Here is a 13,615-nt window from a genome sequence, read left to right on the forward strand (position 1 = left end):
GCCGCAGCCATCCACACCCATCTGCCCCACGTTCCCATCGAGCCTCACCATGAAACGGGTACTGATCGTCGATGACTCGGCGCTGATGCGCCGGCTGATGACCGAGATGCTGAGCGAAGCCGGCTTCGAAGTTGCAGCCGCGCGCACCGGTGTCGAGGGCGTCAACCGCCTGACCGAATGGCATCCCGATGTCGTGACCCTGGACATCAACATGCCGGAGATGGACGGCCTGACCGCCCTGTCCCTGCTGATGCAGGCCCGCCCCACACCGGTGGTGATGGTGTCCTCACTGACCGAGCAGGGCACGCAGGCCACGCTGGAAGCCCTGGCCCTGGGCGCCGTGGACTTCGTCCACAAGCCCGGCGGCACCATCTCCCTGTCCATGGACCAGGTGCGCGAGGAGCTGGTCGGCAAGGTGCGGGCCGCCGCCCAAGCCCAGCCGCGCCGACCCAGCGGCCTGAACCGCGATCGCAGCCCGCGACCGGGCTTGAGTGCCGGCAGCAGCCTGCGGCCGGCCTTGCCGGCCCGCAGCGCGCGCACAGCCAGCGCCGCACCGGCGCGCTTCTTCCCGGCCGTGCAAGCCCAGGCCCAGGCCCAGGCCAGCGGCGTGGCGAGTGAGGAGCTGCCCGGCCTGGTACTGATCGGCGTGTCCACCGGCGGCCCACGCACGCTGGAAGACATCCTGCCCCAGCTGCCCGAGAACTTTCCCTGGGCCGTGCTGGTGGCCCAGCACATGCCGCCGCACTTCACCGAATCCTTTGCTCAGCGCATGAACGGCTTGTGCCGCCTGCAGGTGCGCGAATGCAGCGCCCCCACCCCGCTGACCCCGGGCACGGTGCTGATCGCCAAGGGCGGCTGCGACATGATCGTCACCGAGCAGTTGGGCCGCCTGGTGGCCCAGCCGCGGCCCGAATCGCCGGCCCACCCCTGGCATCCCAGCGTCGATGTGCTGGTGGACAGCGCCATGCGCCGCCTGCCAGCCCAGCGCCTGATCGGTGTGCTGCTGACCGGCATGGGCGACGACGGCGCCGCCAGCATGAGCCGGTTGCGCCAGAGCGGCGGCCGCACGGTGGCCGAATCGAGCGAAAGCGCCGTCGTGTTTGGCATGCCGGCCGAATTGATCCGCCTCGGGGGCGCCAGCGTGGTGCGCCCCAGCAGCGGAATTGCCCAACAGATCCAGCACTGGATCTCCGCGTCCTAAACGGCGCAAGCGCATCGCAACAGGACCCCCACCATGGCACTCCGAAAAGTCACCGACGGCGCCACGCTGCACGCAGTCCAGCCCCGCCAGCAGAGCCGGCTCCTGCCCGACCTGCTGGTCCAGCTGAGCGCCCCCCAGGCCGAGCAACGCCGCTGGGCCGCGCGCGACCTGGCCGCCCATCCCGATGCCGCGCCGGCCCTGGGCGCCCAGCTGCTGATCGAGCGCGACAGCGCCGTGCGCGAGGCCTTGTTCACCAGCCTCAACTCCCTGGCCAACACCAGCGCGGCCCAGGCCTTGCTGCCCCTGCTGCGCAGCGACGATGCCCAGCTGCGCAACGGCGCCATCGGCACCCTGGCCGCCATGCCGCATCTGGTGGCGCCCTGCATGGAACAGCTGCTGCGCGACCCCGATGCCGATGTGCGCATCCTCAGCATCAATCTGCTGGGCGAGCTGCGCCACAAGCAGGTGCCGCTATGGCTGCTGCAGGTGCTGGAACAGGAGCAGGAGCTCAATGTGGTGGCCAGCGCCGTGGACCTGCTGGTCGAGCTCGGTGATCGCCAGCATGTGGCGGCCTTGCAGAAGGTACGTGAACGTTTCGCCGACGACGCTTACCTGAGCTTCGCCGTGGACATGGCCTTGCAACACATAGGCGCCGCATGAACACCGAACTCAAAGCCCGCAACCGGGCCCAGATCAGCGAGGCGGACTTCCTCAAGTTCCGCGAGTTCTTCTATCGCAAGACCGGCATCCACTTCGAAGAAAGCAAACGCTACTTCGTCGACAAGCGCCTGATCGAGCGCATGGAGGCGACCGGGGCCGAGGATTTCCGCAGCTACTTCCTGGCCTTGCGCTTCGAGCGAAACCGCCAGGAGGAGTTGCAGCACCTGGTCAACGCGATGACGGTCAACGAGACCTACTTCTTCCGCGAGGCCTACCAGTTCGACTGCATGGTCAAGGACATGCTGAACGAGGTGATCAAGCGCAAAGCCCCGGGCGAGCGCATCCGCATCTGGTCGGTGCCCTCGTCCACCGGCGAGGAGCCCTACTCGATCGCCATCTACCTGCTCGAGCGCTGGGCCCACATCAACGACTACGAGGTCGAGATCCTGTCCTCGGACATCGACACCAAGGTGCTCGGCGCGGCGCAGCGCGGCGTCTACTCGGCCCGCTCGATCGCCAACCTGCCGCGCGACTACCTCGACCGCTACTTCACCCAGACCCGCGAGCAGGAATGGACCATCTCGCGCGATCTGGTGGCAGCGGTGGACTTCAGCCAGGTCAACTTGAGCGACCCGGCCGACACACGCCGCTTCCGCAATATCGACCTGATCTTCTGCCGCAATCTGCTGATCTATTTCGACGACCTGTCCCGCAAGGTGGCCGCCGAAGCCATGTTCGATGCGCTCAACCCGGGCGGCTTCATCTGCCTGGGCCACTCGGAATCGATGAGTCGCATCACTTCGCTCTACCGCGTGCGGCGCTTCGCCGACGCCATGGTCTACCAGAAACCTCTGCAGGGAGAGTCCCCATGAGTGCAGCCCATATCCTCGTGGTCGACGACGCCGCCACCGTGCGCATGTACCACCGCAAACTGCTGGGCGATGCCGGCTGGCAATGCGCCGAGGCCGTCAACGGCATGGATGCGCTGGAGAAGGTGGCCAGCCTGCCCGATGGTCAACGCTTCGACCTCTTCGTGGTCGACGTCAACATGCCCAAGCTCGACGGCTACGGGTTCGTGCGCGAGCTGCGCCGCCTGCCGAGCAGCGTGCAGGCGCCGGTGCTGATGGTGTCCACCGAGGCGCAGAGCCAGGACGCCAGCGCCGCCCGCCAGGCCGGTGCCAACTGCTACCTGATCAAACCGGCCAAGCCGGCCGAGCTGGTGCTGACGGCTGCCCTGCTGCTCGGCGACGTCAGCGCCGCCCTGCAGGCCGCCGGCGCCGCCGCAGCCCTGCCCCCCTCGCTGAGCCTGCCCAAAGGAGTCCTGGCATGAGCACCACCGAACTTCTCGACCAGTTCGTGCAGGAAGCGCGCGAATGCCTGGAGCAGATCGGCGAACGCCTGCTGCAGGTGGAGCGCGCCCCCGGCGACGCGGCCCTGCTGAACGATCTGTTCCGCCTGGTCCACACCCTCAAGGGCAATTGCGGCCTGTTCGATTTCAAGCCGCTGGAGCTGCTGGTCCATGCCGGCGAAGACCTTCTGGACCGGGTGCGCAGCGGCCAGCTGGCCTACAGCAGCCAGATCGCCGATGCCTTGCTGGACGCCATGGACCTGGCCATCGAGCTGGTCGAGCGCATCGCCAGCGACGGCCGCCTGGACGACAGCCGCCTGGCCCAGAGCCAGGCCCTGGCGCAGCAGATCCGAGCCCGGCTCAACGATGGCAAGGCCAGCCCCCCCGAGGCGGCGGTCGCGCCCGCGGCCGGCCCGGCCACGGCCCCGGAATGGATCCATTCCCTGCCCGAAGCGCAGCGCCAGCCCGGCCGCGTGCTGCTGCGCTACCGGCCCGAGCCGGAGTGCTTTTTCAAGGGCGAGGACCCGCTGCGCCTGGTCCTGGCCACACCGGGCCTGCAGCATCTGGACCTGGCCCCCGGCCTCGCCTGGCCCGAGAGCGCCGATTTCGACTGCTACCAATGCCGGCTGGACTTCCTGCTCAGCTGCGACGCGCCCCTGGCCTATGTGAACGAGCATTACCGCTACGTGCCCGAGCAGATCGAGAGTTACCTGGTGCCCGCCGCCAGCGCGCCGGCAGCGACCGCAGCAGCGGCACCGGCAGCCACTGCCGGCGCCCACCCCAGCACGCTCGAAGCCACCCAGGCCCTGCTGGCGCGCCGCGCCCTGCAGATCTGGGACGAGCAGCGCCGCCTGCTGGAGCAGGGCGCGCCCAATGCCGCCAGCCTGCGCGCCACCCGCGAGGTCTTTGCCCATCTGCTGCAGGTGCTGGCCTGCGAAGGCACGGCCCCCGAAGGCGCCCTGGTCGGCGATCTCGATGCCGCACTGGGCAGCCTGCAGCAGGTGCCCGACAGCGCCGCGGCCCTGCTGGCCTGGTCGGGTCTGCAGCGCCCGGGCAGCGGCAGCAAAGCCACGCCGGGCGGCGGCAACAGCAACAGCAACAGCAACAGCAGCAGCAGCAGCGCGGCCAGCGAGGACCTGGGCAGCGACGCCGCCCTGGCCAGCGGCGGCGGCCACGGCGAGCGCGGCCCGCGCGTGCTCAAGGTCAACCAGGACAAGATCGATCGCCTGATGGGCTTGATCGGCGAAATGGTGGTGGCCAAGAACGCCCTGCCCTACCTGGCCCAGCGCGCCGAGAGCCTGTACGGCCAGCGCGACCTGGCGCGCGAGATCAAGACCCAGTACGCCGTCATCAATCGCATCGCCGAGGACATGCAGCACGCCATCATGCAGGTGCGCATGCTGCCGGTGGGCACCATCTTCCAACGCTTCGGCCGCCTGGTGCGCGACACCAGCAAGCGCATGGGCAAGGAGGTGCGCCTGGTGATCGAAGGCGAGGACACCGAGGCCGACAAGAACGTCATCGAGTCGCTCGCCGACCCGCTGATCCACATCCTGCGCAACAGCCTCGATCACGGCATCGAAAGCCCGGCCCAGCGCCTGGCCGCCGGCAAGCCGGCCATGGGCACGCTGCGCGTCAGCGCCCGCCAGGAGGGCGACCGCGTGCTGCTGGACATCAGCGACGACGGCGCCGGCGTCGACACCGAGCGGGTGCGGGCCAAGGCGGTCGAGCGCGGCCTGATCCCAGCCGAACGTGCCGAGCTGCTCAGCGAGCATGAAGCGGTGCAGCTGATTTTTCTGCCGGGCTTCTCGACCGCGGACGCGATCTCCGACCTGTCTGGCCGCGGCGTCGGCATGGATGTGGTGCGCGCCGCCGTCGAGCGGGTCAACGGCGTCGTCAGCCTGAGCAGCGAGCGCGGCCAAGGCACACGCATCCGCCTGTCCCTGCCCCTGTCGATGGCGGTGACCAATGTGATGATGATCGAGACCGCCGGCATCCGCTTCGGCGTGCCCATGGATCTGATCATCGAGACCGTGCGCGTGCCGGCCGAGGACATCCACCATTTCAAGAACGCCCAGACCGCCGTGCTGCGCGGCCGCGTCGTGCCCCTGCGCAGCCTCAACAGCCTGCTCGAGATCGGCAGCGCGCCGCGCCTGAACAGCGAGGGCGAGCATGCCGTGCTGCTGGTGCGACTGGGCCAGGAGCCCATCGGCCTGGTGGTGGACGAGTTCCACGGCACCAGCGACATCATCCTCAAGCCCCTGGACGGCGTGCTGTCCGGCCTGACCGCCTTCGCCGGCACCGCCCTGATGGGCGACGGCAGCGTGCTGATGATCCTCAACCCCAAGGAGCTGCTGTGATGGCCATCCGATACCTGAAACAACACGCAGCCCTGGACGGCCAGATCAGCGTCGAGGACGCCGAGGCCCTGGCCAGCTGGCTGGGCGAGCAGGCCCGCCCCATGGTGGACCTGAAGCGCTGCGAAGGCCTGCATGCCGCCGTGCTGCAGGTGCTGCTGGCCCTGCGCCCGCGCCTGAAAAACCCGCCCGGCGACGAACGCCTGGCCCATCTGCTGCTGAGCCTGCCGCGCTGACCCTGCGCGCCCAGGCCCAGACTTGAACTGCCCCGCACCGCTCACCAAGGGAGCCCGCCATGAAGCATATTTTTCTCGTCGACGACTCCGCCACCATGCTGATGAGTCTCAAAGGCACGCTGGAAATCAGCGGCTTCAAGGTGGACACGGCCAGCGATGGCGAGCTGGCCCTGGGCCGGCTGCAGCAAGGCCTGAAGCCCGACCTCATCATCACCGACATCAACATGCCCCGCATGGACGGCATCGCCCTGATCCGCGAGGCGCGCAAGCTGCTGCGCTTCACCCCCATCCTGGCCCTGACCACCGAGAGCCAGCAGGGCAAGCGCGAAGACGCCAAGAAGAGTGGCGCCACCGGCTGGCTGGTCAAGCCGGTCGGCGGGGCCGAGCTGCTGGCCGTGATCCGCCAGGTTTTGCCCGGCGCATGAGAGAGGGGCCGCATCATGAAGTTCTCCCCGCTTTCTGCGCCACCGAAAGACGGTGACGACGGTCCCGCGGACCCGGCCGACGCCGGCCTCATCACCCCGGACCCACGCCGGCAAAGGATGCGCGTGGCAGCCCTGGCCCTGCTGCTCTTGCTGGTGCTGCTGCCGGCCGCAGCCCCCGGCTGGCTCAGCTATGGCCAGCTGTTCTGGTTCCTCGGCGGCCTGAGCCTGGGTTGGGCGTCTCGACCCTGGTTGCAGAAGATCGGCCCGCAGCGCCGCCTGCCCACCGATGTGGTGGCCCAGGACATCAGCACCTTGCAGCAGGCCTTTGCCGTGCTCAAGCAGCAGGTCAGCGCCACCATCCAGACCTCGGAGACGGCCGTCATGTCCATGGGCCAGCGCATGGGCCGCGTGCATGAGAACTCGCAAGCCCTGCACAGCCGCCTGGTCGATGCGGTCCAGCATTCCGAGCAGCTCTCGGCCGATTCGCTGGCGCAAAGCTCGCGCCATGCCTCGGCAGTGAGCCAGCTGGCCGAACACCAGCAGCGCTTTGAAGAGGCCCGCCAGCATCTGCTGGAACGCGTGCGCAGCAGCGCCCAGCAGGTGCGCCAGCTGACGCCGCTGGCGACCTTGATCTCCGAGATCTCGCGCCAGACCAATCTGCTGGCCATCAATGCCGCCATCGAGTCGGCCCGCGCCGGCCCGGAAGGCGCCGGCTTCAAGGTGGTGGCCACCGAGGTGCGGCGCCTGTCGGCGCAGACCGCCGATGCCGCCCGCCAGGTGGCCGAGGGCATCGCCCAGGTGGCGGCCGGCATCGACCAGGAGGCCCAGTCCCTGCAAATCCACGCCGGTGAAAGCGCCGCCGCCCAGCTCAGCGAAATCGCCCAGCACATCCAGACCATGAGCGCCACCCTGGGCGAGGTCGTGCCCTACCTGAGCGAGCTCTCGCACGAGGTCAATGCCGGTGTGGACCGCGTCAGCGCCGACATCATCGACACGCTCGGCGACATGCAGTTCCAGGACATCAACCGCCAGCTGCTGGAGCAGATCAACGAGGCGCTGGGCAGCCTGTCCAACCATTTCTCCCAGCTCTACCAGCTGATCGACGGGCAGGCGCCGCCGCCGCCGGTGCTGCTGGAAGAACTGCTGCAGCTCTGGACCTCCAACTACGTGATGCACTCGCAGCGCGTGGCCCATGCCCTGGCCCTGGGCGGCAGCGTGACGGCAGGCAGCAGTGGCCGCGGCAGTGCGGCCCGCGACAGCGAAGCCCCGGCCCCGGGCTTGCAGCTGGAGATGGCCGGCGCGGGCGGCCCGCGCATCGAGCTGTTCTGAGCCCGCCATGCACAAGCCCGCCACCACCGCCCTGGTCCTCAGCGGCGGCGGCGCGCGGGCGGCCTACCAGGTGGGCGTGCTCAAGGCCATCACCGCCTTGCGCCGCCAGCACCAGGGCGGGCGCAGCGAGCGGAGCAGCCCCTTCGGTGTGATCGTCGGCACCTCGGCCGGCGCCATCAACGGCGCGGCCCTGGCCTGCCATGCCGACCATTACGACGCCGGGGTCGACCAGCTGGCCGAGGTCTGGTCGCAGTTCAGCGCCGAGCAGGTCTACCGCAGCGATGCCCTGGGTGTGATGCGCAGCGGCGCGCGCTGGCTGAGCATGATGTCGCTGGGCTGGGCGTTGGCGCGCTTTCGCCCGCGCTCGCTGCTGGACAACACGCCGCTGGGCGGCCTGCTCAGCCGCCTGGTGCCCATGAGCCGCCTGCCCAGCATGCTGGCGCGCGGCCATCTGCAGGCCCTGGCCGTGACCGCCTCCAGCTACAGCAGCGGCGAGCATGTCAGCTTCTACCAGGCCGCGCGGCCGATCGTGCCCTGGCAACGCTCCAGCCGCCTGGCCGTGCCGACCATGCTGACGCAGGAGCATCTGCTGGCCTCCTCGGCGATTCCCTTCATCTTTCCGGCCACGCGCCTGCACCACGACGGCTTGGGTGCCTGGTACGGCGACGGCTCGATGCGCCAGACGGCACCGCTCTCGCCGGCCATCCATCTGGGCGCGCGGCGCCTGCTCATCATCGGCGCCGGCCGCATGCACGAGCCGGCCCTGCAGCGCGAGAGCAGCTCGGCCTACCCCAGCCTGGCCCAGGTGGCCGGCCATGCGCTCTCGGGCATTTTTCTCGATGCGCTGGCGGTGGACATCGAGCGCATGGAGCGCATCAACCGCACCCTGGCCCTGCTGCCGCCCGAAGCCCTGGCCGAGACACCGCTGCGGCCGCTCGACGCCCTGGTGATCGCGCCCTCGCAGCGCCTGGACGACATCGCCGCCCGCCATCTCGACAGCCTGCCGCGCGCGGTGCGAACCCTTTTGCGCGGCACCGGCGTGGGCCAGCAGGCCCTGCCGGGTCAGGCCAAGCCTCAGGGTGCGGCGCTGGCCAGCTACCTGCTGTTCGAATCGCCCTTCACCCAGGAGCTGATGGCCCTGGGCGAGGCCGACACCTGGGCCCAGCGGCGGCGGGTGGCGCGCTTCTTTGGCTGGCCCGAGATCGAGGAGGCACAGACGCCGGCCGCGGCCTGAGGCCGCCTGAACTACGACTCAGGCCATGGCGCGCTTGAAGGCCAGGGCGGCGTCGGTGCTCAGATGGCGCAGGATGCCCTGCTCGCGCGTGCCCCAGGCCTGGCCTTCGGGCAGCTCCAGCACCAGCACGGCCGGGTTGGCATCGTCACCCACCATGGGCGCGAAAATGCGGGTGGGTCCTGGGGCCCGAGTTTCGTGGCGCTCGGTCCAGTCGCGGCTGCAGGCGGCGCAAGGGCTGTCGGGGTCGCTGACGGCGATCTTCAGCGGCAGGCCTTCATGCTCGCCCTTGGACGATTCGCCCATCACCAGGGTCTGGCCGCTGGCATCGCGGCGGTAGACGGCCAGCACCTCGGCGCCCAGCACCGAGCGCAGCTCGCGGCAAAGCACGGTGAAGATCAGGCCCGGGCTGCGCTGGCGCCAGATCTCACGGCCCAGCACCACCAGCTGCTGCAACTGCTCGTGGGCGGCCTGCAGCTTGGCCAGGCGCTCTTCCTTGGCCTGGGCCTGCTGGCGGGCATGCTGGCGCTCGTTGCGCGCCACCTCGACCTGCTGGCGGGCATGGCGTGAGGCCGTGGCCCAGGCCGCCTGGCGGGCGGCCACGGCACGGCGCTCCATGGCATAGGCCTCCTCGGGCCGGCCGGCCTGGCTCAGGGCCTCCGCGGCAGCGTCCAAAAGCTCAGGTTTGGGTTGGTAGGCTTCCAGCGCCTGCGCCTGCTCGAGGGCCAGCTGCAACCAGCTCAGCACCGTGTCGGGTGTGGCCCCGCTGCGCCGCTCGATCTCGGCCACCAGGGCACGCAGCTCCACCAGATCACTGCGCTGTTGCTGGGCGGTGGCGGCCTTGATGGCCTCCAGGGCCACGGACTTGGCCTCGTCGAGCCGCCCCAGGTGCATCAAAGCCCGGGCCCGGCCGAGCACGACACCGGTGCGCATATCGCTGGAATGCGAATGCCGCTCGCGCTGACCCAGCAGCTCGAAATGCTTGAGCGCTTCCTCGTAGTGGCCATGGTCCAGCTCGGCCTGGCCGAGGTAATCCAGCGCCATCATGGCGGTGCGGCTGTGGGGATGCTGGGCCAGGGTCTGCAGGCATTCGCGCAGCAGCTCGCGCGCCGATTCGGTCTGGCCGACGCGGCGCAGGGCCTCGCCGGTCTGGGCCAGGCACAGGCCGATGGCGCCGGGCCAGCGCACGCGCCGCGCCACGGCCAGGCCTTTCTTGAGCCAGGCCAGGGCGGTCTCGAAATCGGAAATGCTGGTGTAGCTGTAACCCAGATTGGAAGCGGCGCCAATGGCGCGCCGCACCTGGCCGGACTCCAGGCTGGCCTCGTAGGACTGTTCCAGAAAGGCCGCGGCCTCCACATAGTCCGAAGCCAGGCCATGCTCGAGCGCGCGGTAGTCCGCGAGGGCCGCGCGGCACTGGGCCGACAGACCTTCGCCACTGGCCGGCAGCTGCTCGGACCAGGTGGCCCGGGCCAGCTCGAAGTCCAGGAACAGATCGGCGCGCGCCAGGCAAGCTCGGTAATAGAGCTGCCGCTCGGCGTCCTGGGCCTGGTCAGCCCAGTCCAGGGCGTTCTGCTGGGCATCGCGTTGCAGGTCGACATCGCCGCGGTCGGCATGGATGCTGGCTTGCAGCCCATGCAGATCGGCCTGCACACAGGGGTTGGGGTGGGCTTGCAGCTCAGCGCGGGCTCGCTCCACGCAGGCCTGGGCGTCGTCCAGACGCATCATCAGCATGGCCACCTCGCCCTGCACCAGGTGCAGGCGGGCGCGCATGGTGCTCAGGGCCGCCGGATCCATGAAGGCGGTCTGCTCCTGGGACTCCTCCAGCTCCTGAAGCAAGGCCAAGGCCAGGGCCTGGGCGCGCGGGCTGTTGAGCTGACGCAGGCCCCAGGCCACCGCCAGGCGGGCGTTCCAGTCGGAGCTGTCATGCAGCTGCTGGGCCGCGGCCTGCACCTCGCGTTCCAGAGGAAACAAGAGCAGCTCATGTGCGAATGCCATCCAGGCCTCCCGGGCAAGGGATTCAGATGGCCAAGAGCCTAGCCGTTGACCTGCCCCAACCATCCGCGGAAAAGCCCGCGCTTTGCCCGGTTGCCGCGACGCTGCAACAAGACCCCCTGCACTTGCGGGGGTGAGCCAGGCCAAGCGCGCAGGAATGCCCGGGGCTCGGGCTTCAGCCCTGCCTATACTGGGCCGATCTCGTCTTCATTCGGAAGTATGAAGCGCGTCCCCTGGCCCCGGCCCGGGCCCCGCGTGGCTGGTTTGGAATCTGAATGTTGGCTGCCTTTTTTGTCTCCTGCTCGACCCCGCTGCGGCGCGCGCCCGGGTGGCTGCGCGGGCGCCTGCGGCGCCGGCTCGAGCTGGGCCTGGGTCTGCTGCTGGGCGGCCTGGCCGGCGGCCCCTGCCAGGCTCAGGCCCTGCCCCCGCAGGCCGTGGTGGCGCAATCGGCCCTGGCCACCGGCGCCATCCTGCAAGCCATCGTCAGCTACACCCGCTGGCCGCAAGGCCCGGCCACCCTGGGCCTGTGCATCAGCCGCAGCGCCAGCGATGCGCAGGAGATCGCCCGCCAGGTCCAGCCCCTGCACGACGGCCGGCAGCTCGAGGTCCATCTGATCGAGGCCAATCAGAGCGCCCTGCCGCCCCATTGCCAGGCCGTCTACCTGGAAGGCTGGCAGCCCGAGCCGCTGCGCCAGCTGCTGCGCAGCCTGGCCCAGCAAGCGGTGCTGACCCTGGGCCGTGGGCCCGAGTTCTGCAGCGACGGCGGCATGTTCTGCCTCGAGGCCCAGGACGGCCGCACCCGCTTCGAGGTCAACCTCGACGCCGTGGCCCGCAGCGGCCTGCGCGTGCACCCTCAGGTGCTGCGCCTGGCCAAGCCCCAGGGGCGCAAGGCATGAGCAAGCACTGGCGCCATCTCTGGGCTCAAGGCCCGGCCCATCGCGCCCGGCCGGTGCCCAGCGTGCTCGAGCTGATGCGTGCGGCCAGCTGGCGCATCGGGTGGCTGTCGGTGCTCAGCGTCGGTCTGGTACTGACCGTGGGCGCCGCCCTGCTGCTGCACCTGTCCACGGTGCGCAATCTCGAGCTGCAGGCACGCTCGCTGGCCTATTCGGTGGAGGCCGCCGTGGTGTTCCAGGACCGGCAGGCCACCGAAACCCTGCTGCAAGAGCTGCTGCGCCATGAGCCGGTGTCGGCCGCGCGGGTGCGCCTGGGTGCCCACAGCCTGCGCGATCTGCCGCGCCCGGGCGCGGCCGGCACGCTGCCGGATGAAGACTTCGCCTGCTACCGCAAGGCCGATGCCCAGGGCAGCTGGGCCCGCCTGGCCGAAACGCTCTGGCCGGTGCGCGCCGAGGCACCGGTGCTGGCCCAGGGCCAGGTGCAGGCCGTGGTGGAGCTGCAGGCCGATGCCAGCGCCCTGCTCAGCCTGATGAGCTGGGCCGCCGCGGGCGTGCTGCTGGCCATGGGTCTGGCCGGGGTGGCGGTGCTGCGCGTGTCGCACCGCCTGGCCGATCGCCTGGTCCTGCCCCTGCAAGCGCTGGCCGAGCACAGCCGCCAGATGCGCCAGCTGCGCGAGCCCCACAAGCCCTTGCTGGCCCTGCGCCAGGCCCCGCGTGCGGGCGTGCGCGAGCTGGACCAGCTCAGCGCCGATTTCGACGCCCTGCTTCAGGAGCTCAGCGAGCACCAGCAACAGTTGCTGCGCGAGCATGACGCGCTGCGCCATGCCCATGCCGAGCTCAGCGACCAGGCCGCGCGCGACGGCCTGACCGGCGTGGCGACGCGCGCCCATTTCGAACGCGTGCTGGCCAGCACCTTGTCGCAGGCCAGCCGCGCCGGCGGCTGCTTCTCGCTCTACTTCATCGACGCCGATCACTTCAAGACCATCAACGACGAGCATGGCCACGAGGCCGGCGACTGCGTGCTGGTGGCCGTGGCCCAGCGCCTGAGCCGCAGCGTGCGTGCACAAGACCTGGTGGGGCGGCTGGGCGGCGACGAATTCGTGGTCCTGGTCCATGGCCTGCGCCAGGCCACCAATGCCCCGGCAATTGCAGAGCAGCTGCGCAGTGCCGTGGCCCAGCCGGTGACCTTGCCCAATGGATCCACCGTGGTGCCCGGCATCAGCGTCGGCCTGGCGATCTTCCCCACCCATGGCCTGAGTGCTGCCGAGCTGATGAAGGCGGCCGACCAGGACATGTACCAGCGCAAGCGGGCGGCACGCGGTGTGCTGCCCAGCGGCTCATCAAGCAGGAGTTCACTTGAAGCAGCCCCGACACGCCCCACACCCAGCCCGGACTGAAACCGGCCTCAAGCCCCATGACCCGGCCGCCAGCCTGACGCAGCGTCGCGCGCTGCTTGGCTTGCCTTTGCTGGCCCTGCTCTTGCAGGCCTGCCAAAGCAGCCCCGGCACGGCAGCCGTCATCACACCGCCCTCACCCTGGACCGAGCAGCAAAAGCGCCGCTTGCAAGAGCTGGGCTTTGTGCCGAACGGCGATGAGTGGGAGTTGAACCTGGCCACCAGCCTGCTGTTCGGCTTCGATTCCGACCGCCTGCAGCTGGAGCAGCGCAAGCGCCTGATCGAGCTGGGCCAGCAGCTGCGCGAGGTCGAGGTGCCGCGGCTGCGCATCGAGGGCCACAGCGACGCCGTGGGCGACGCCAGCTACAACAAGCAGCTGTCCCTGCGCCGTGCCAGCGCCGTCAGCCAGGCCCTGCAAGGCGCGGGCTGGCCCAGCAGCGCGCTGAAAACCCAGGGCTTCGGCCACGAGAAGCCGATCGCCGACAACAGCAACGAAGCCAGCCGCGCCAAGAACCGGCGCGTGGTGCTGATCGCGATGGCCGGCTGAGC

Annotated in this window: 13 protein-coding genes; 12 read left to right on the forward strand and 1 reads right to left on the reverse strand. The window is 69.9% G+C overall.

The genetic code is table 11. The features are described from left to right. Positions 1–49 precede the first annotated feature (49 nt). From cheB to AC1Q6P_RS13740, 9 genes are read left to right on the forward strand one after another with little or no spacing between them, the layout of a single operon-like run. Complete coding sequence (gene cheB, locus AC1Q6P_RS13700) at positions 50–1,201, forward strand: chemotaxis-specific protein-glutamate methyltransferase CheB (protein ID WP_492664397.1); 1,152 nt, start codon at positions 50–52, stop codon at positions 1,199–1,201. Positions 1,202–1,234: 33 nt separating this feature from the next. After that, on the forward strand, positions 1,235–1,861 hold the full coding sequence (locus AC1Q6P_RS13705; RefSeq protein WP_492664398.1) for a HEAT repeat domain-containing protein: 627 nt from the start codon (positions 1,235–1,237) through the stop codon (positions 1,859–1,861). Then, entirely contained in the window at positions 1,858–2,733 is an 876-nt protein-coding gene (locus tag AC1Q6P_RS13710) for a CheR family methyltransferase (protein WP_492664399.1), read from the forward strand. The genes AC1Q6P_RS13705 and AC1Q6P_RS13710 overlap by 4 nt, the downstream gene beginning before the upstream one ends. Continuing rightward, on the forward strand, positions 2,730–3,191 hold the full coding sequence (locus AC1Q6P_RS13715) for a response regulator (protein ID WP_492664400.1): 462 nt from the start codon (positions 2,730–2,732) through the stop codon (positions 3,189–3,191). The genes AC1Q6P_RS13710 and AC1Q6P_RS13715 overlap by 4 nt, the downstream gene beginning before the upstream one ends. Beyond that, positions 3,188–5,569, forward strand: a complete 2,382-nt coding sequence (locus AC1Q6P_RS13720) for a chemotaxis protein CheA (RefSeq protein WP_492664401.1) — start codon at positions 3,188–3,190, stop codon at positions 5,567–5,569. Before AC1Q6P_RS13715 ends, AC1Q6P_RS13720 begins: the two co-directional genes overlap by 4 nt. Then, on the forward strand, positions 5,569–5,802 hold the full coding sequence (locus AC1Q6P_RS13725; RefSeq protein ID WP_492664402.1) for a hypothetical protein: 234 nt from the start codon (positions 5,569–5,571) through the stop codon (positions 5,800–5,802). The genes AC1Q6P_RS13720 and AC1Q6P_RS13725 overlap by 1 nt, the downstream gene beginning before the upstream one ends. A 59-nt stretch (positions 5,803–5,861) precedes the next feature. Beyond that, the gene (locus AC1Q6P_RS13730; RefSeq protein WP_492664403.1) at positions 5,862–6,227 is read left to right on the forward strand and encodes a response regulator; all 366 of its coding nucleotides are present in this window, start codon (positions 5,862–5,864) and stop codon (positions 6,225–6,227) included. A gap of 15 nt (positions 6,228–6,242) precedes the next feature. Continuing rightward, entirely contained in the window at positions 6,243–7,556 is a 1,314-nt protein-coding gene (locus tag AC1Q6P_RS13735) for a methyl-accepting chemotaxis protein (RefSeq protein ID WP_492664404.1), read from the forward strand. 7 nt (positions 7,557–7,563) lie between these two features. Further along, the gene (locus AC1Q6P_RS13740) at positions 7,564–8,790 is read left to right on the forward strand and encodes a patatin-like phospholipase family protein (RefSeq protein ID WP_492664405.1); all 1,227 of its coding nucleotides are present in this window, start codon (positions 7,564–7,566) and stop codon (positions 8,788–8,790) included. An 18-nt stretch (positions 8,791–8,808) separates the two neighbouring features. On the opposite strand, the gene AC1Q6P_RS13745 is transcribed toward AC1Q6P_RS13740, so the two are convergent. After that, positions 8,809–10,782 (reverse strand): tetratricopeptide repeat protein, encoded by a 1,974-nt coding sequence (locus AC1Q6P_RS13745; RefSeq protein ID WP_492664406.1) that lies wholly within the window; start codon positions 10,780–10,782, stop codon positions 8,809–8,811. A 272-nt stretch (positions 10,783–11,054) separates the two neighbouring features. Between AC1Q6P_RS13745 and yfiR the strand changes: the two genes are divergently transcribed. Genes yfiR through yfiB form a run of 3 tightly spaced genes read left to right on the forward strand, consistent with a single transcriptional unit; the run spans position 11,055 to position 13,613 of the window. Beyond that, complete coding sequence (gene yfiR, locus AC1Q6P_RS13750) at positions 11,055–11,675, forward strand: regulatory sequestration protein YfiR (RefSeq protein WP_492664407.1); 621 nt, start codon at positions 11,055–11,057, stop codon at positions 11,673–11,675. After that, positions 11,672–13,069, forward strand: a complete 1,398-nt coding sequence (locus AC1Q6P_RS13755) for a diguanylate cyclase (RefSeq protein ID WP_492664408.1) — start codon at positions 11,672–11,674, stop codon at positions 13,067–13,069. The genes yfiR and AC1Q6P_RS13755 overlap by 4 nt, the downstream gene beginning before the upstream one ends. Next, a complete protein-coding gene (yfiB, locus tag AC1Q6P_RS13760) occupies positions 13,029–13,613 on the forward strand; it encodes an outer membrane lipoprotein YfiB (RefSeq protein ID WP_492664409.1) in 585 nt (194 codons plus the stop codon). The genes AC1Q6P_RS13755 and yfiB overlap by 41 nt, the downstream gene beginning before the upstream one ends. The last annotated feature ends 2 nt before the right edge of the window (positions 13,614–13,615 follow it).

The organism is Roseateles sp. GW835-FHT13E02, from assembly GCF_058794035.1.

Coding starts and splice junctions, on each gene's coding strand:
- cheB (WP_492664397.1), top strand. CDS start 50: ATGAAACGGGTACTGATCGTCGATGACTCGGCGCTGATGCGCCGGCTG.
- AC1Q6P_RS13705 (WP_492664398.1), top strand. CDS start 1,235: ATGGCACTCCGAAAAGTCACCGACGGCGCCACGCTGCACGCAGTCCAG.
- AC1Q6P_RS13710 (WP_492664399.1), top strand. CDS start 1,858: ATGAACACCGAACTCAAAGCCCGCAACCGGGCCCAGATCAGCGAGGCG.
- AC1Q6P_RS13715 (WP_492664400.1), top strand. CDS start 2,730: ATGAGTGCAGCCCATATCCTCGTGGTCGACGACGCCGCCACCGTGCGC.
- AC1Q6P_RS13720 (WP_492664401.1), top strand. CDS start 3,188: ATGAGCACCACCGAACTTCTCGACCAGTTCGTGCAGGAAGCGCGCGAA.
- AC1Q6P_RS13725 (WP_492664402.1), top strand. CDS start 5,569: ATGGCCATCCGATACCTGAAACAACACGCAGCCCTGGACGGCCAGATC.
- AC1Q6P_RS13730 (WP_492664403.1), top strand. CDS start 5,862: ATGAAGCATATTTTTCTCGTCGACGACTCCGCCACCATGCTGATGAGT.
- AC1Q6P_RS13735 (WP_492664404.1), top strand. CDS start 6,243: ATGAAGTTCTCCCCGCTTTCTGCGCCACCGAAAGACGGTGACGACGGT.
- AC1Q6P_RS13740 (WP_492664405.1), top strand. CDS start 7,564: ATGCACAAGCCCGCCACCACCGCCCTGGTCCTCAGCGGCGGCGGCGCG.
- AC1Q6P_RS13745 (WP_492664406.1), bottom strand. CDS start 10,782: ATGGCATTCGCACATGAGCTGCTCTTGTTTCCTCTGGAACGCGAGGTG.
- yfiR (WP_492664407.1), top strand. CDS start 11,055: ATGTTGGCTGCCTTTTTTGTCTCCTGCTCGACCCCGCTGCGGCGCGCG.
- AC1Q6P_RS13755 (WP_492664408.1), top strand. CDS start 11,672: ATGAGCAAGCACTGGCGCCATCTCTGGGCTCAAGGCCCGGCCCATCGC.